Annotated in this window: 19 protein-coding genes and 1 pseudogene; 9 read left to right on the top strand and 11 right to left on the bottom strand. The window is 38.8% G+C overall.

Annotated elements, in window-relative coordinates:
• The first annotated feature begins 54 nt into the window (after positions 1-54).
• The 7 genes and pseudogenes from fabD to FJR06_RS07870 form a co-directional block, all read left to right on the top strand.
• Positions 55-936 (top strand): ACP S-malonyltransferase, encoded by an 882-nt coding sequence (fabD, locus tag FJR06_RS07900; protein WP_168651187.1) that lies wholly within the window; start codon positions 55-57, stop codon positions 934-936.
• A 572-nt stretch (positions 937-1,508) separates the two neighbouring features.
• Positions 1,509-2,411, top strand: a complete 903-nt coding sequence (locus tag FJR06_RS07895) for an acyl-CoA desaturase (protein ID WP_015078295.1) — start codon at positions 1,509-1,511, stop codon at positions 2,409-2,411.
• 96 nt (positions 2,412-2,507) lie between these two features.
• Complete coding sequence (locus FJR06_RS07890; protein WP_015078296.1) at positions 2,508-3,221, top strand: PspA/IM30 family protein; 714 nt, start codon at positions 2,508-2,510, stop codon at positions 3,219-3,221.
• A gap of 10 nt (positions 3,222-3,231) precedes the next feature.
• Positions 3,232-4,131, top strand: coding sequence for a phosphate ABC transporter substrate-binding protein (locus FJR06_RS07885; protein ID WP_168651186.1), 900 nt, complete (start codon positions 3,232-3,234; stop codon positions 4,129-4,131).
• A 101-nt stretch (positions 4,132-4,232) separates the two neighbouring features.
• Positions 4,233-4,871 (top strand): lysophospholipid acyltransferase family protein, encoded by a 639-nt coding sequence (locus FJR06_RS07880; RefSeq protein ID WP_168651185.1) that lies wholly within the window; start codon positions 4,233-4,235, stop codon positions 4,869-4,871.
• A 249-nt stretch (positions 4,872-5,120) separates the two neighbouring features.
• Positions 5,121-6,074, top strand: coding sequence for a DNA cytosine methyltransferase (locus FJR06_RS07875; RefSeq protein ID WP_168634227.1), 954 nt, complete (start codon positions 5,121-5,123; stop codon positions 6,072-6,074).
• Positions 6,075-6,110: 36 nt separating this feature from the next.
• A pseudogene (locus FJR06_RS07870) lies at positions 6,111-6,233 on the top strand (1-acyl-sn-glycerol-3-phosphate acyltransferase); the annotation flags it as partial.
• Positions 6,234-6,340: 107 nt separating this feature from the next.
• Here the strand turns inward: FJR06_RS07870 and FJR06_RS07865 are convergent.
• Positions 6,341-6,541: a hypothetical protein gene (locus tag FJR06_RS07865; protein ID WP_148279009.1), complete on the bottom strand. Its 201-nt coding sequence runs from the start codon at positions 6,539-6,541 to the stop codon at positions 6,341-6,343.
• Positions 6,542-6,738: 197 nt separating this feature from the next.
• Between FJR06_RS07865 and FJR06_RS07860 the strand changes: the two genes are divergently transcribed.
• A complete protein-coding gene (locus FJR06_RS07860; protein ID WP_015078300.1) occupies positions 6,739-7,035 on the top strand; it encodes a DUF2288 domain-containing protein in 297 nt (98 codons plus the stop codon).
• A 50-nt stretch (positions 7,036-7,085) separates the two neighbouring features.
• Here the strand turns inward: FJR06_RS07860 and mnmE are convergent, their stop codons facing one another.
• On the bottom strand, positions 7,086-8,480 hold the full coding sequence (gene mnmE, locus FJR06_RS07855) for a tRNA uridine-5-carboxymethylaminomethyl(34) synthesis GTPase MnmE (protein ID WP_168651184.1): 1,395 nt from the start codon (positions 8,478-8,480) through the stop codon (positions 7,086-7,088).
• Positions 8,481-8,613: 133 nt separating this feature from the next.
• Here mnmE and FJR06_RS07850 point away from each other — a divergent pair, with 133 nt between their 5' ends.
• The gene (locus FJR06_RS07850; protein ID WP_015078302.1) at positions 8,614-8,814 is read left to right on the top strand and encodes a hypothetical protein; all 201 of its coding nucleotides are present in this window, start codon (positions 8,614-8,616) and stop codon (positions 8,812-8,814) included.
• A 313-nt stretch (positions 8,815-9,127) separates the two neighbouring features.
• Here the strand turns inward: FJR06_RS07850 and FJR06_RS07845 are convergent, their stop codons facing one another.
• The 9 genes from FJR06_RS07845 to FJR06_RS07805 all read right to left on the bottom strand — a co-directional run bounded on the left by FJR06_RS07845 (position 9,128) and on the right by FJR06_RS07805 (position 17,038).
• Entirely contained in the window at positions 9,128-9,568 is a 441-nt protein-coding gene (locus tag FJR06_RS07845) for an anti-sigma regulatory factor (protein WP_168651183.1), read from the bottom strand.
• A 3-nt stretch (positions 9,569-9,571) separates the two neighbouring features.
• On the bottom strand, positions 9,572-11,224 hold the full coding sequence (locus FJR06_RS07840) for a SpoIIE family protein phosphatase (RefSeq protein ID WP_168651182.1): 1,653 nt from the start codon (positions 11,222-11,224) through the stop codon (positions 9,572-9,574).
• Positions 11,225-11,278: 54 nt separating this feature from the next.
• Positions 11,279-11,959 carry a response regulator transcription factor gene (locus tag FJR06_RS07835; RefSeq protein ID WP_015078305.1) on the bottom strand — a complete coding sequence of 227 codons (681 nt, stop codon included), beginning with the start codon at positions 11,957-11,959 and terminating at the stop codon, positions 11,279-11,281.
• A 99-nt stretch (positions 11,960-12,058) separates the two neighbouring features.
• On the bottom strand, positions 12,059-13,174 hold the full coding sequence (locus FJR06_RS07830; RefSeq protein ID WP_041457537.1) for an LptF/LptG family permease: 1,116 nt from the start codon (positions 13,172-13,174) through the stop codon (positions 12,059-12,061).
• A gap of 105 nt (positions 13,175-13,279) precedes the next feature.
• Positions 13,280-14,008 carry an LPS export ABC transporter ATP-binding protein gene (gene lptB / locus FJR06_RS07825; RefSeq protein ID WP_015078307.1) on the bottom strand — a complete coding sequence of 243 codons (729 nt, stop codon included), beginning with the start codon at positions 14,006-14,008 and terminating at the stop codon, positions 13,280-13,282.
• A 27-nt stretch (positions 14,009-14,035) separates the two neighbouring features.
• Entirely contained in the window at positions 14,036-14,530 is a 495-nt protein-coding gene (locus FJR06_RS07820; RefSeq protein WP_041457539.1) for an LptA/OstA family protein, read from the bottom strand.
• Between the two features lie 527 nt (positions 14,531-15,057).
• Positions 15,058-15,450, bottom strand: coding sequence for a DUF309 domain-containing protein (locus FJR06_RS07815; RefSeq protein ID WP_015078309.1), 393 nt, complete (start codon positions 15,448-15,450; stop codon positions 15,058-15,060).
• Positions 15,447-15,812: a ferredoxin thioredoxin reductase catalytic beta subunit gene (locus tag FJR06_RS07810; protein ID WP_015078310.1), complete on the bottom strand. Its 366-nt coding sequence runs from the start codon at positions 15,810-15,812 to the stop codon at positions 15,447-15,449. Before FJR06_RS07810 ends, FJR06_RS07815 begins: the two co-directional genes overlap by 4 nt.
• 50 nt (positions 15,813-15,862) lie before the next feature.
• Positions 15,863-17,038, bottom strand: coding sequence for a DUF58 domain-containing protein (locus FJR06_RS07805; RefSeq protein ID WP_015078311.1), 1,176 nt, complete (start codon positions 17,036-17,038; stop codon positions 15,863-15,865).
• Positions 17,039-17,191 lie beyond the last annotated feature (153 nt).

Genomic DNA, 17,191 nt, shown 5'->3' with positions numbered 1-17,191 from the left:
TTTATCTTCCAAATGCTTCGCCCCTACTGACAACTAACAACTAACAAAGAACAAATGACTAAAACTGCATGGGTGTTTCCCGGACAAGGTTCTCAATCGCTGGGAATGGGAATAGACTTGTTAAATCTACCATCTGCCAAAGAAAAATTTATTCAAGCTGAGGAAATTTTGGGCTGGTCTGTCACAGATATCTGCCAAAGTGATATTGAAACCTTATCACGGACACTTTATACCCAACCTAGTTTATATGTAATCGAAAGTATTATTGCTGATATTTTGCGGGAAAAAGGACAGCAACCAGACTTAGTTGCAGGTCATAGTTTAGGTGAATATATCGCCCTTTATGTGGCTGGTGTCTTTGAATGGTCTGCTGGGTTGCATTTGGTAAAACGACGGGCAGAATTAATGGATAGTGCTGCTGGGGGAATGATGGCCGCACTAATGAACTTTGACCGAGAAGAATTAGAAAAAGTTATTAGCGAAACACCTGATGTAGTTTTAGCAAATGATAACAGTCCTGCCCAAGTTGTCATTTCTGGAACTCCTGAAGCTGTACAGGCTGTCATGTCGCAAGTCAAAGCTAAACGGGCTATTCCCTTAAAGGTTTCGGGCGCATTTCATTCCCATTTAATGAAAGCAGCAGCAACAGAATTTCAACAAGTTCTCGATTCAGTAATTTTTCAGTCAGCAACCGTCCCAGTTTTGTCTAATGTAGATCCAATTCCGGCGGTAGCAGCGGAAACTTTAAAACAGCGTCTTTCTCAACAAATGACAGGTCCTGTGCGTTGGCGAGAAATTTCTTTGCAATTACCAGAAAATGGTATTGAGAAAGTTGTGGAAATTGGTCCGGGGAACGTCTTAACAGGTTTGATTAAACGGACTGCAACTGGCTTGATTTTAGAGAACATTCGTAATGCTGGGGAGTTACCTGAATAGGTAATTGCACAAATTAATTCACAATTAAATAAGTCATTATGTAGATGAAATTGGCAACATAACCTTTCTATGATGTCTATTTTTATTGTCTCAAAATTTATTTGATGAACTTCATTAGGGTTTGCTGAATAAGTACCCAAAGCGAACTTAGATGCCACACAGTTCTAAAAATGGTGGTTTGGGAGATTGGTTTCCAAATTCACCCCCTGATTTTCCATAGAAATGCAAGGATTTTGAGGCTCTCAATGCCATAGCCTTGCACTTTTTTGTTCTCAAAATCCGCGAAACCCTTATTGAGAAGTGGTTCTAGCTTTACTCAGCAAGCCATCATTAATTTGTCAGGATAAAAGTACAGCACTTCCCGGTGTTATGAGCTACAAGAACCCCACTCCCAACCCCTCCCCGCCAGCGATGAGGGGGCTAAGATGTACCTCATAAGAGCGGAAACCGCTGTAACATAACCCCAAAAAATCAACCTTACACTTCCTTGAAGTTTCTAAAAAACTGGCTTAATAAATCTGCAAACAAAACTCAAAATATTTCATGAATATAATTCAAAAAAACACCGATATATGAAAAAATATCCTAGACTTTTAGCTTTTGGTTACATGGTGGGACCATTTTTAATAATAGTAACCCACTTAGGATCATTCCTTCCCTTATTCACCGGACTCTCATGGAGGAGTATTCTTTGGGCAGTTGCCCTATATGTTATTAGAATGATGAGTATTACAGCCATCTACCATCGGCTGATTATTCATAAATCTTATCAGGCACCGATGATCATCAAATGGATTGGTAGCATTATTGCCTGTTCTTCAGGACAAATGGGTCCTAACTGGTGGAAGGGTCATCATATTCAGGGACATCACAATAACTCTGATAAACCAGACGATAGCCACTCCCCCCATGCACCATTTACAGGTTTTAAAGGCTTCCTATGGTCGCAATGTGGATGGTTGTTATCTCGAAACTTTTTTCCGCCTAGTCTTCCTGCTGATTTGGAAGCAGATTGGGTACTTAAAACCATAGACCGGTTACACTTTATTCCCCTCATTCTTTTAGGGGTAATTTCTTTCTGGATAGGTGGACTGGAGTTTCTTGGTGCTTTCTTCTTGAGTACAATGATACTTTTCCATTGCGTTGCCTTTGTCAACTCTCTTTCTCATATATTTGGAGAAAAACCGTTTGTCAGCAATGACTACAGCCGGAATAACTGGTTTGTGGCACTACTTACCTTTGGTGAAGGGTGGCATAATATGCACCACGCATTTCAGTGGTCAGCCCGTCATGGTTTCTCTGTCAAGGAAGGTAAAGTTATCTACTTGATAGATCCCACTTATGAGTTTATTCGGCTTCTGGAAAGACTACACTTAAGTTCTCATCTGAAACTACCCTCTGAAGTAGAACTTCTAGAAGCGGCATACAGCGTCAGTACAGAGCCAGAAATGATGGTTGGTATAGTTAAAAAATAAATTTGTACACCAAGAAATTGCTTAAATGCTAATTTTTCGGCTATTTTTAAGGTACAAATATTACCATAACCATCCTTATTGCAATAACTTTCAGTTATGAAAAAAGCTGTCTATTGGATAATGGGCGAAAGGGCAGGGCGAACCATAGTTGGGACTTGGAACTGGTTATGGGGAATGCCTGTAGAGTCTGGTGGTAAAGTGGCTGTAGCAGTTGCTGAAGAATCCCTTCAGTCAATGCAAGAAGCCGTTCAGAAACTAGCGGGAGCAGTTGCGGCTCAAGAGGGCGCATATAAGACTGCTAAACGCAAATATGAGGCAAAAATTACAGAATCCAAAACTCTAGAGCAACAAGCTATGATTGCTCAACGTAGTGGTAATGAAGAAGCTGCGCGAATGGCCATGAGTAAGGCAATTCAAACAGAGCAAATTTTGCCCAAACTGGAGGAAATGGTTAAACAAGCAGAAACTGCGGTCAAAGCTTCTAAAGATAAACTTAACCGTGAGCGCATGAAGTTAGAAAGCTACAAAGCCGATATGCAGAATATGAAGGATATGTCAGAGGTAAATGAAGCTCTGGCTATGATTGCTAAAGTTAATAATGAATTTGATATTGGCTCGGCTAAAAGTGATTTTGAAAAGGCTAAGGGGGCTGTAGAGCGTCGAAATTTACAGACGGAGGCTTTGGTGGAATTATCGGAAAATCCTACCGAAAAACTCCAGGCTGAGATTGAAACTATGACATTAGATGACGAAGTTGCTCGTCGTTTGCACAGATTACAAGATTCCCAATCTAAACAATTACCAGAATAATTAGGAATTTATGAGTCAGAGAAGCGGTCCACCTCCTATTGTGTTTATTTTGCTATTTTTAGGGTTTTTGGGTGGTGGTTACTGGTGGTTTTTTATGCGTAATCCTGCCCCAAATCCGACAGCTACGCAGCCAGAAAGTAATTCTCCTGCTGGTGCGACCTCTGGGGCTTTTCCGTTACCAAAGACAGTGGCTAGTGGTACGACTGTCAAAATAGACGGTTCTACGAGTATGGTGACAATTAACCAAAATCTCAAAAATGGCTTTGAGAAACAGTTTCCCGGTACAAAAGTAGATGCTGTAGCGAATGGGACAGATAAGGGAATTCAGGATCTTTTAGCTGGTAAAGTTGAGATTGCGGCGGCTTCTAGACCATTGACAGTACAGGAGCAAAGTCAGGGATTAAAGGATGTTACTGTAACACAAGATGCGATCGCTCTGATAGTCGGTAAAGCCAATCCTTTCAACCGAGGATTAACCAGCAGTCAAGTTGCAGATATATTTCAGGGAAAAATTAATAATTGGTCAGCCGTAGGTGGTTCAGCCGCAACTATCCGCGTCATTAATCGTCCAGCAATTAGTGGCACACATCAAACTTTTAAAGAATTAGTCTTAAAAGGAGCTAATTTTGGGACTACACCCAATATTACGACCTTACCCCAAGATGCCACAACTCCCTTAGTTCAAGCTTTGAAAAAAGATGGTATCGGCTATGCGACTTTTGCTCAAGTTGCTAATCAGCAAACCGTGCGAGTCGTGGCTATTGAAGGCTTGACTCCAGAAGCGGCTAGTTATCCTTTCAAACGTTCACTGTATTATATCTATAAAGACCCTGCTAGTGCTGGAGTACAAGCATTTCTAGGTTATGCTAGTTCACCTCAAGGACAACAGGCTTTAACGGTAGGAAACTGATGTAGGCAAAATCAGCAGTTAGATTTGGGAGTTAGAGGTTAAAATAAGTTCTGACTCCTGAATTCTGACTTTTGGATTCTATTTTATTTATATTATCTTCTGTGACTAGAACTCGTGAACCCTTAATTAGTTTAGCACTGTATCACGCCTTTAAGTGGTCGGTAATTAGCCCTTTGCTGCACACATACTTTCGCGGCAAGATTTATGGTGCGGAAAATGTCCCCCAATCTGGAGCGGTCATAGTAGTTAGTAATCATGCTAGTTACTTCGACCCCCCGATAGTTTCTACTTCTGTGCGTCGTCCAGTTGCTTATATGGCTAAAGAAGAATTATTTAAAGTTCCTGTTTTATCACAAGCCATTAAATTATACGGTGCGTATCCTGTAAGTCGCGGTAGTGCTGACCGCAATGCTATCCGTTCCGCTTTAGAATATTTAGATAATGGTTGGGCTGTGGGTGTGTTTTTAGAAGGTACACGCACCCCAGATGGTCGCATTCATGACCCCAAAAGAGGTGCAGCCCTCCTCGCAGCTAAGGCCAAAGCTCCTTTTTTACCAGTGTGTTTATGGGGAAGTGAGAAGATTTTACAACCCGGTTCTTCTGTACCTCATTCAGTCCCTTTGACTTTGAGAATTGGCAAGTTAATTGATGCTCCTAGTTCTACTAAGAAGGAGGAATTGGAAAGGGTTACTCAAATGTGTGCGGACGCAATTAATGCCATGCACGATTTGGGAAGGTAAGAATTTATTATAGGGCAGGTAAGATGCCTACCCCACAAGAGTTTTCAGTATACATAATAAATGCGTTATTATCTAAGTATATTATCAAAAACATTCTAATGCAATTAGACATTCTGCACCAAATTGAGATGAAGCTGCATAGAATAAGATTTAAAAGATAATCAAACGCAGATAAACGCGGATAAACGCGGATAATTTTTATTCTGTGCAGCCTTACATAAAATTGGTATTACACGAATAAATATACAAATGAAATCCTCTTCCTTAAAAGTCATAGATTTATTCTCTGGTTGTGGTGGGTTATCACTAGGATTTCAAAATAGTGGATTTGAGATTGTTGCTGCTTTTGAAAACTGGAAATCTGCCATAAATGTTTATCAGCAAAACTTTCATCATCCGATTTTTGAATATGATTTGAGTCAGGTAAATAATAATTATTCAATATTTAAACAATTTTTACCTGATGTAATTATTGGTGGTCCACCATGTCAAGATTTTTCTAGTGCTGGTAAGCGTAATGAAGATTTAGGGAGAGGAGATTTAAGTATTACATTTGCTGAAATAGTAGCTAATGTCTCTAGTCAATGGTTTGTTTTAGAAAATGTAGAATTGTTTAGAAAATCCCACAAATATCAAGAGTTTAAGCAAATTCTTAAATCTGCTGGTTATGGTTTAACAGAAAAAGTATTAGATGCTAGTTTATGCGGTGTACCACAGAAAAGAAAGAGATTCTTCTGTATAGGAGAACTTGGTGGTCAAGATGATGATCTCAAGACTTATCTAGAAGCTAATTTATCTAAAAAACCGACAACTATTAGAGATTATTTAGGGAATAGTTTAGGGATTGAATATTATTATCGTCATCCTAGAAGTTATCAAAGAAGGGCTATTTTTAGTATTGATGAACCAAGTCCGACTATTAGAGGTGTGAATAGACCAATACCTAAAACTTATCAACAACACCCCGGAGATGTTGCACCATTAACACCAGATTTGCGTCCATTAACTACTCGTGAAAGAAGTTATCTTCAAACTTTCCCTGATAATTTTATTTTTGCAGGTTCAAAAACAGATTTAGAACAGATGATTGGTAATGCTGTACCCGTTAAATTAGCAGAATATGTTGCTAAATGTCTGCTAATGTATATTGAAGATTATAATAAATACCACATATCTAATGTTATGATGCCACTGACTGTTTAAATAAAATTCATGACTTCTAAAAAATTGGTTTCTGAACCTTTAACTCTGAGAATTGGGAAGTTAATTGATGCTCCCATTTCTACTAAGAAAGAGGAATTGGAAAGGGTTACTCAAAGGTGTGCGAACGCAATTAATGAAATGCACGATTTCGGAGGGTAAAATTTTTTATATGGCAGACAAGACTTGTACTGAGCCTGCGATGCCCTGAGCCTGTCGAAGGGTCGAAGTATGCCTACCCCATAAGGGTTTTCATCAATATTTGCAGGTTATTCTCTGAGGTCGGACTCAGGTAAATGACAGATTAGCTCGCACTCCAGTACCCATTGAGAAGTGCAACGAGGATAACTGTTTGGATCACAAGACCACACTAGTTTATGGTGACAGTTTTCACCTTCCTCATCGTTGGGATTAGTTTTATTATTGTCAGGATTGTCTCCTGTGGGAGTGTTGTTATTAGTTGTGTCCATATTTTAAGCTCCCTTTAACTTTTTTTTAATTTATTCTTAACTATTTTATATACCAACTTACGGGCAAAAAGTAAATTACTACCGTAGATTTTGTAATATTTATTTACATAGTTTCGCATCTTATAGGTATATCCCTGCACTAACTAGGGCTTGCTGATCAGGTAAAATGAAACTAATAATCAATAAAGTGGGGAATTATGTCGGAATTACGGGAAAAATTACAGCAAAATCTCGATGAAGCAGAATGGGAGTGGTTAATTCCCCATGTCCAAAAAGATGCGGTGATTTTGGTAGCGGAGAATTTAGACTTATTAGATGTGGGAGAAGCGATCGCTAGTGATAATATTCTTTCAGTGCAACATTGGATAGATGAACAATTATTAGCCAAACCGACAATAGATCAAGTGGGAGAATGGAATCTCAACCGTGAAAAGCGATTTAATGCTCTGATTGTTGAACCTTATGTGATCATCAAAGAAATCATCACGGTCTAAAATACTGCAATTTTGAGATATTATTAGGGGACTGCAAACAATAAATGATCTTATTTACCAATACAGAAGCGGCTGAAAATCCGATCTAAAACTGATTCTGTAACTTCTTCTCCGGTTATTTCTCCTAATGCTTGAATTGCTCCTCTTAAATCAATTGTCCAAAAATCTAAGGGTAATTTATCGGTGATTGTCATTTGCACTTGTGCTAAGTCAATCTTGGCTTTTGTTAAAGCTGCTGCTTGTCTTTGATTAATTGCTAAATCCAGATCAGCGGCTTGAACTTTTCCCTGTTGAACTATTTCTAAAATCGCTGTTTCTAAATTATCAATTCCTTGATTTATCGCTGCGGCTGTGACAATTTTGGATTTTGGATTTTGGATTTTGGATTGAAGATTTTCTTGTTCTGCTGATGAAATCAGGTCAATTTTATTAATGACTAAAATTACCGGACGGTGTTTTACTTGTTGATAGATTTCTTGATCTGCTGATGTCCAACCGGAGGCCGCATCAATGGTAAATAATACCAAATCAGCATCATTAGCGGCACGATGCGATCGCTCTACACCGATTTTTTCTACCTGATCTACTGTTTCCCGAATCCCCGCTGTATCTAATACCTGGACGGGGATTCCTCCCACAACCAATTGAGATTCTACCACGTCGCGGGTTGTTCCTGGTAAGTCGGTGACAATGGCGCGATCGCTCTGACTCCAAGCATTTAATAAACTCGATTTTCCCACGTTTGGTCGCCCCACTATCGCCACTTTTAGACCAGTTCGCAGTAATTCACCCTTGTCTTTTGTGGCTAATAATTTACTAATTTCCGCCGTCACTTGCTCAATATCTGCAATAATTCTTTGCTGATCTAAAGGTGGTAAATCTTCCTCAAAATCAATTCTGGCTTCAATTTCTGCCAAAATATCTAAACAATTAGCCCGTAATTTGCGGATAGGTTGGGCTAATTTACCTTGTAATCCAGCCAAAGCCGTTTGAGCAGCTTGAGGTGATTTTGCTCCCACTAAATCTGCTATACTTTCCGCTTGGGTTAAGTCTAATCTGCCATTTAAAAATGCTCTTAATGTAAATTCTCCCGGTTGAGCTAATCTTGCGCCATTTTCCAAGCATAATTGCAATACTTGTTGCACCGCCATAATTCCCCCGTGACAATGGAATTCTACCACATCTTCACGGGTAAAAGACCGAGGGGCTTTCATTATTAATAATAAAGCTTCATCAACAATTTGCTTAGTTTGGGGTTGACGAATATAACCATAAATGATGCGATGACTTGACCAAACTTGTCGCCCTGGGGCGTAAAATAGAGTGTGCGCGATCGCCATTGCCTGATCACCAGAAACCCGCACAATACCTACACTACCTTGCTGAGGGACAACAGCAGTAGCGATCGCCGCAATAGTTCCAGTATTAGCTAATAATTCCGACATGAGCCGTTTTTCTACAAATTTAGAAGTAGGAGGAAAGCGCAATCTTAAACCCCTACAGTACACTAGTTTAAGAAACAAATTAGGTAAAATTTATTTGCCAAGTGAAAACACCCAAATTAGAGAGGAATTAATTGTGGAGCAAAAAATTAACTGTGCTGAAGCCTGTGTTAACGGTTGCGTTTTAGGTGATAAATGTCCCAATATCGAGTTTAGAGAATCAACTTCAAAGTTTATTGAAGAAACTTCTTTAGACAAAATGCTAGAAATAGCTGAAGAAAGATTGCGGAAAAAAATCACAGAACCACCAACATGGGTATTTCCAGAAGATTCTTAATGAGATGAAATTTGGACAGGCAATATTCCCATTTCACCATCATTTTATTTAAATATGGTGTGTAAATTAGAGAATTTCCTGGTATTAGCAAATAATTTTCTGCAACTTATTTTGAATTGATTTCTTTACTTTACCTAGTAGTTTGTCAAGATAAAAATGATGGACTGTAGTGTGAGCGTCTCGCTCACGCGGGCTTTTCGGCCCGCACTACCAAAAACCCGTCAAAATAAATTTGACAGACTACTAGTGAAAACTTGGTAGAGCAAGTCATATCTTTGATTAAACAATCTCAGTGTATTTAGACCTGAGATTGTCAATCTCTTAAAACATCAGGCAATAGTTCTGTGAGAGTCGTTTCTAGCTTCAGACAATTAGCACCATTTACCTGTAATTTATACTCTACCTTATCCATCAACCGATTCATAATTAACCAACCATAACCACCTTCTTGTCTGTCAAGGGGGTTGGGTGGAAAATAAGTAGACAGATCAAAACCTTCACCATGATCCCATATCTCTATTGATAAATCTCGGTCTTTCAGTTCTAAACGCAGTAAAATTGGTAAATTTAGCTTTTCTTTATGAGCATGACGAACAGCATTAGAGTATGCTTCTATCAAAACTAATCGTAACAGACTTGATTGTTTTGTCCAATCAACAGATTCCCCTAGATGCAATTGTAAACATCCCAATAACCAGTTTTCTACAATATTGATAAAACTCAGGTCACTAGGAACATGAAGTTCACTTTTCATAACCTATAAAATCTCCAAACAGAGTATAGTTTGATCATCTTCTTGGAGATCATTGTTGGCTTGAATAACAGCTAATAAATTATCCAGATTAAGTGATTGAGTTTGTTTTTTAATCAGTTGCCACAAACCTGCTTGATTGAGCATAGAACGATTAGTTGTTTGGGGATTGTCTAAATTTTCCCATACAGTTGCTTCCGTGATTCCATCACTAGCCAGCAGTAATGTATCTCCGGGAGCAAGAATCAAACGGCCAGATTCTCCTTGCCATTTAGGTAATATTCCCAAGGGAATACTCCGAACTTTCAGATAATGGGGAGAATCATTAAAAATTGTTTTTTGTGACCACATAAAAGGATAAATATGCCCAGAATTAGCATAGACAAGTTCTCTTGTGCTTGGGTGATAACGGGCTAAAACCATCGTGATAAAATAATTACTGCTGATTAAGTCATCACTCAGAGCATAATTCAGATTCTGCATCATCACATTTGGCTCTACAGGTACTTCTTGAGATAGTTCCCGACGCAGCAGAGAAATCGTACTAGCCATAAACAAAGCCGCTGGCACGCCCTTACCAGAAACATCACCAACTGCTAACCACAAATCACCATTAGCATGGACAAATACCTCAAAAAAATCACCCCCAACCTCTTTTGCTGGATAGCAACAAGCTTGGATTTTTACACCTGTGATTTCCGGTAAGGTTTGCCGTAATATATTATGTTGAATTTGGCGAGCTACTTCCAACTCCAGGTGAATTTGTTGTTGTTTTTCTTGCAGACTTTGATAGAGTTTGGCTTGGGAAATTGCTAAAGCAGCTTGTTCGGACACATCTGTAATTAGTTGAATATCTTCTTGATGCCAAATCTGATCGCTTCCTAACTTACAAATAGCAACAATAGCTAGTAAATGTTGTTGATAAATGAGGGGAATAACCAAGTATTGATAAGGGATATCTTTATAAAAATTTTCTGTTATTTGATAATGTTGGGTTTGGAAAACTTCAGCAATTAACTCACTAGGTTCTGGAAGTAAATTACAGATTTCAGATTGAGGATTTTGATAGCAAAATGGCTGTTGTATTAATAAATCATCTTCTACTGGTTTGAGTAAACAATTATGAGCCGCAAATGTCTCTCCCATCGTGGCAACAACTTTTTGCAGCATATTGTTATAGTCTAAAGATTCTCTAATTGCCTTTGTCATAGCATTAAATAAAGATTCCCGTCGCAATGCCCGAGATAATTCTGCTACCCGTTTTTTAACTAAGCGATATGTGTCACTAGCTTGCTTAACTAATAATTGAAGTTGGTTGGGATTCCAAGGTTTAGTAATGTACTTAAATACGCGACCAGAGTTAATTGCATCTACTAAATCTTCCACATCAGTAAAACCAGTTAGCAAAATCCGAATTGTATCAGGAAAACGCTCAACCGTCAAACTTAATAATTCACTACCGTTGATGTCGGGCATTCTCTGGTCAGAGATAATCACAGCCATTTCACCTTCTTTTTCTAAGATAGCCAAGGCTTCACTGGCATTATTAGCTCTATAGACTTTAAAATCTTTCCAAAATGTGCGATAGAGTAAATCTAAGTTATCTAACTCATCATCTACCACCATGAGCTTGAGCTTATCTAACTTTTTATCAGTCATAATTTGACTCAACTTTCCACATCTTTGAATGGCAAGATGTCCTTAATTTAATAATTATGTAACTAAGCCAGAACGCAGAGCAATTACTGCTGCTTCTGTACGATCATTAGCACATAATTTATTCATAATATTGCTAATGTGTGTTTTCACAGTTCCAGTTACAATATAAAGTCTCTTGGCGATATCATCATTACTACAACCTTTGGTAATCAATTTTAACACTTCTAATTCTCTGTCTGAGAGAATACTAGAGTTAACAGGTGGTTTATTATCATTGGATTGGACAAAATGTGTCTTCTGCTGTGCCTTTTCTAAAATAATCCGAGCAATCATCGGATCAATCCAAGGATTACCATCAGCAGTTACCCGTATAGCTTCGAGTAAATTATCAAACCGGATATCTTTCATACAGTAGGAATCTGCACCAGCGCTAAAGGCTGCAAGTACAGATGCTTTATTATCAGATGACGTTAGAATTAATACCTTTGTATTTGATAATTGACGATGATTAGCGATCGCTTTAATTTCCTTGGTTAATTCAATCCCATCTTGATCTGGTAAACCTATATCCACAATTGCCACATCTGGCTGTAGCTTCTTTAACATTATTAGACCATGACGGGCATTACCAGCTTCTCCAACTACTTCAATTTCGTTTTTTTGTTGTAATGCTTTGCAAATAGAGAAGCGAGTGAGGTAATGATCTTCAATAACGACAATGCGAATTTTACTCATATCGAAATGCTGCTAGATATTAAATAATATATAGCCTTTTGTTGCTGAAATTATGACTAAAAAAACTTAATATCTAGATAACTGACTTATAAATTTACATTATCTCTGGGCTACTCGGATTAATAAAAATAAACCCGTTACTAATCCAAATAAATTGGGCAACCAAGCACCAATTATGGGAGAAAGTATACCAGCCTGTGCTAAAGCTCCAGAAACAGATAATAGTAAATAATAACTGAAAATCACAATCACACTAATACCAAAACTTGTCCCGCGTCCAGTGCGTTGAGGGATGCTACCCATAACTGAGCCAACTAAACCAAAAATAACGCAAACAAAGGGAAAGGCGATTTTTTGTTGAATTCGCACTCGGAGCTTGCGAATTTTCTGATCATTACCACCCAAACGTTCTATTTCTAGTTGTTCTAGGGCTTGAGAAATATTCATTTCGCCATAGTCTCGGCTATTTTCGGCTAAGGTTAAAGGAGTGCGCGGGAGTTGTAATTGCTGATGTTCAAAGCGTAAAATATTCCGATAAGATCGATCAGTTGCTACCAAATAGATAGTCCCATTGTAAAAATCCCAAACTTGTTTTTGACCGTTCCATTTAGCTGATTCGGAAACAACAATTTGATCAACTCCGCCGCGAGAACGATCTATAATTGTTAAACCTTTCATTTGCTTACCATCAAATTGGTCAGCATAAAATAAGCGAGAAAGTATTTTATTTTTACTACCATCTGCTTCTTTAAATTCTCGATATTCAGGATAGTAAATATTTTGTTGTTTAAAGGAAGGTTGGTCTGACTTGAGGGCTTGTGCTAGGGTAATAGTAGCCTTATAATTTGCCGCAGGGGCAATTTGCTCATTAAATATATAAGTCATGATCGTGACGGCAAAACTTAACACTACAGCCGTAAAAACCATCCGATAAACACTAACTCCACACCCACGTAAAGCAATTAATTCACTTTCGCTAGACAGGCGACTATAGGTCATTAAAGTAGCTAACAAAGTGGACATGGGAAAGGAGTAAACCATGACATAAGGTAGCTTTAATAAGAAAATCTCTAAAGCAATATTCAGCGGTAGCCCAGATTCTACAACTTTTCGTAATAATTCAAATAAACTATCAATTGCTAAAACTACAGAAGTAAATGCACCGACACCAAATAAAAATGGTGAAATTAATTGCATCGCCAAGTAGCGATCCATGATGGAAAATGAAAATAGGGAAATGAAATTAGAGAAGGGTTTAAACTGTTTATATATCATAATTTATGTTTCGCGCAAAGACGGGAAGGAGCAAAGGCGCAAAGTTTAAACTGCGAAATTATCACCTAAATAATATTGTCGTACTAAGGGGTTATTGTAGAGTTCATCAGCATTACCAAAAGCGAGAATTTGTCCTTCGCGCATGATGTAAGCCCGATCTGTAATGGCCAGGGTTTCGCGGACATTATGATCTGTAATTAAAATGCCCATACCGCGATCGCGTAATTGGCTGACAATCTCCTGAATTTCAGATACAGCAATGGGATCAACTCCAGCAAAAGGTTCATCTAAAAACAGAAATTTCGGTCCCTCTTTACCTGCGGCTAAAGCTCTTGCTAATTCTGTGCGTCGTCGTTCCCCACCAGAAAGTTGAATACCTTTACTAAGAGCTACCTTTTCTAAGCGAAATTCCTGCAATAAAGTATGTAGTCGTTGTCTCCATTCCCTCCTGGGAACTTGAGTTTGCTCAAATACTAGGAGAATATTATCTTGCACTGAAAGATGACGAAATACACTTGGTTCTTGAGCTAAATAACCAATACCCAATCTAGCCCTTTTGTGCATAGGAAAATTAGTAATATCAAAATTATCTAACCAAACTTTGCCATGATTGGGTTTTTCTAAACCTGTAGCAATATAAAATGTTGTCGTTTTCCCAGCCCCATTGGGACCTAGTAAACCGACAATTTCACCCTGGCTAACGGAAAGATTCACGCGATTCACAATTAATCGTTTACCGTAAGATTTGTGAATATTCTCTAAAACAATTTTCACTATGAGGTTTTATCTAGGTTGTAGATACTAATTAGAACGTTTTAGGGCTGGAGTTTTTGGTGCCGGTTTAGTAGTTTGTCTACTGGGATTGACATCCTCCACCATATATGTAGATTCTACCTGACGATTAGATTGGGGTAAGGCGATAAATTTACCTTCATCAATTAAATAAGTGACTTTTTCCGCGCGAATACTATTGCTACCTTGTTGCAAAATGTAAACATTCCCACTGAAATCAATCCGTTTTTCTTTACTAAAATATTGAGCTTGAGCAGATGTGGCTTGAATTTGACGAGCCGGATACACCATTTGCACATTACCACGGGCAGTAATTACTTGGGTTTTCGCGTCATATTCTTGAGTATCAGAGCGGATAGTCAGGGGACGATTCCCCCCAGATTGGGCTGTAGCTGGTGGCAATTGGGTAGGCAATCCTGCTACACCTAAAAGGGAAATTGGCAGTACCAAGGCCAATCCTAAGCGGCGGATCTGTGATTTTAGCAATTGATAAGGAGGTATCATAGTAATTAGGGAACGGGGAACGGGGAACGGGGAGATAAAAATCAAATATGAGTCCTATAGCAAAAATGGACGGTTTTTTAAACTTTAAGTTTCGCTTCCAGAACCTTTGCTCACAACTGGCAAAAATTTGTTAATTGTTACCGAATTATCAAGTCTGACACATCCACCAAAAATTAAGCAAATAAATCCCACAAATCATAGTTTAGACAATGATCCAGTTGGAAACACCCACCAAAAATTAAGCAAATAAATCCCACAAATCATCAAAATCCCACAAATCATAGTTTAGACAATGATCAAGTTGGAAACACCCACCAAAAATTAAGCAAATAAATCCCATAAATCATCAAAATCCCACAAATCATAGTTTAGACAATGATCAAGTTGGAAACACCCACCAAAAATTAAGCAAATAAATCCCATAAATCATCAAAATCCCACAAATCATAGTTTAGACAATGATCAAGTTGGAAACACCCACCAAAAATTAAGCAAATAAATCCCATAAATCATCAAAATCCCACAAATCATAGTTTAGACAGGGAAATACTGGGTAAAAGTCGAGCTTGATTTTCAGCCAATTTATTATTTGCCATTGGTTGTAGACTTTCTTGTTGTAGAGTCTTTAACAAATCCACACTTTCAGTAAATAATTCTTCCACATTAATACCGCCGTAGCTGGGTAGATAACGGCGAAGACGATTACTACCTTCACCTAAAAGAATCATTGCTCCTCTTAAATTATGATTACCCAGATGATACAGTCCCACGGCAATTTGGAGAATACCTTGATAAAAAGTTTTATCTGGTTCGATACTATCAATCCAGAGTGCTTCAAGAATGTCATGACAAGCGTAGAACTGTCCAGCATTGAACTGTTCTACACCTTGCCAAAACTCTTCAGACATGGTTTCGTTCATCCCATAGTATCCCGAACTTCTTTGATAGTCTCCATAGAGATTTCTTGTTTGTCGCAGGAAAACTCATTATCAGAGGTAAGGAATAGCATACAGTGACATTCTTTGCGTTCGCGCATGGGGACGCAAGGACAATTCCAAAAAGCGGCATTAACTTCGGCCTCCTTATCTTCGTAGTGACGACAAGGGCATAAAGGCGCACCGAGTTCATCTTTATGCTTGGCTAGTCCTTCGATCACAACTGCGGTAACAGAAGGTTCAGAACAGAAGTATGTTCCCGTCCGTTTGGCATATTGTTCGGAAAAATGCCGCATTGCTTCTAGGCTTTTATCGCTGGATTGTGAATTCACTTCTGATGTCACCATGGGCTGTGCTGTTGATAAATTTTAATGTTTCATTGCATTGTACATCAGGCTCAGTGCGAGAAATCGCCTGAAAATAAATTAAGAGCTTTTTGCAATTGGGGTTGTAGCTCTTGTTCGTTTTGGATAATGATACCGGGATATTCCCGATTAATGACAGTTTCTGCTGCTGAATCTGAATTTTGCCAGAGTACCCAACGACTACCCAGGGGTAAGGTGGATGTGGTAAAGGAGTTTTGTGTCAGCCAAATTAGGGGACAGTTATCCGGTGGTAAGCTGTTTTTTTCGATAGGGTTGGTGGCTGCTAAGGTTTCCAAAACTGCGATATTGCCTGTAATTAAACCTGTAGCTGATGTCCATAATTGTACTTGCAGTTGTTGCTGTTGGGCATAAAAATACAAGGAAGCAGCGGTAATTACGGCTTGTTCAAATAATTCTTGTTGCCACTGAAAGGAACTATCTATGGCAATAATAATTTCTTGTCCCCCGGTAATTACTTCTAATTCCCGCACTCGTAATTCTCCATAACGGGCGCTTGTCCGCCAATGAATTAATCGGGTAGGATCACCTATACGATAGGGACGCAGCGATCGCACTAATCCCGTTGTTGCCATTTGTAAAGGTTTACCACGAGGATCTCCCCGTTGGCTGTCATCTTGTCCGATTTCATCAATTAAAGGGCAGGTAGTCAGGGGTAAGACGGTGGGATAAACAATTGCCCTAGCTTCACACTGACGGGGACGACGACACCAAAACAAACCCCAAGGCGCACCCGTAGCTAATTCTACTGTATGCCAGCGGTAAAGGCCTCGCTGTTGGGTAGGGTGATAATATACCCAGCGATAACTATCCTGTGGTGGAATAGATTCAATACTTTGCTGGACTGGCTGACCAAAAATAAATGGGAGAATGTCTCTAACTTGTAATAAAGTCGCCGATTGTTCTCTCTGATTGTGAATTTCTATCTCAATTTTTAGGTCATCACCTGCGGTTACTGGTTCAATGGGACGACGTTTGACAATTATACCCGCAAGCGATCGCGGTGCAACAAAACCGGATACACCCAAAAGAGCAAAACTGACTCCACTAATCACATACAGCCAGCCAGCCATGGTATTAATCCCTGCACCCAAATAACACACAGAAATTCCCGCCAATACCCAACCACCATAAGCAGGTGCAGCAGCATGGGTTTCCAGCCAATTGTTGATTTTTTTGGTAATTTTCATCTTTCTTTTTTAACTTAATTTGGGAAAGAGGGAACAGGGAACAGGGAACAGGCAAAAGAGCATGAATTTGTTGAATAATGATTGATAATTACTATATCTAAAAGTTCCCTTTCATCCATTACCACTGACAACTGTACGGGCGAAGCATTTGGA

The organism is Dolichospermum sp. UHCC 0352 (assembly GCF_009711925.1).
GTDB classification, from domain to species: Bacteria; Cyanobacteriota; Cyanobacteriia; order Cyanobacteriales; family Nostocaceae; genus Dolichospermum; species Dolichospermum lemmermannii.
The sequence above is the reverse complement of the archived record's forward strand: the minus strand, read 5'-3'. Positions and strand labels throughout refer to the sequence as shown.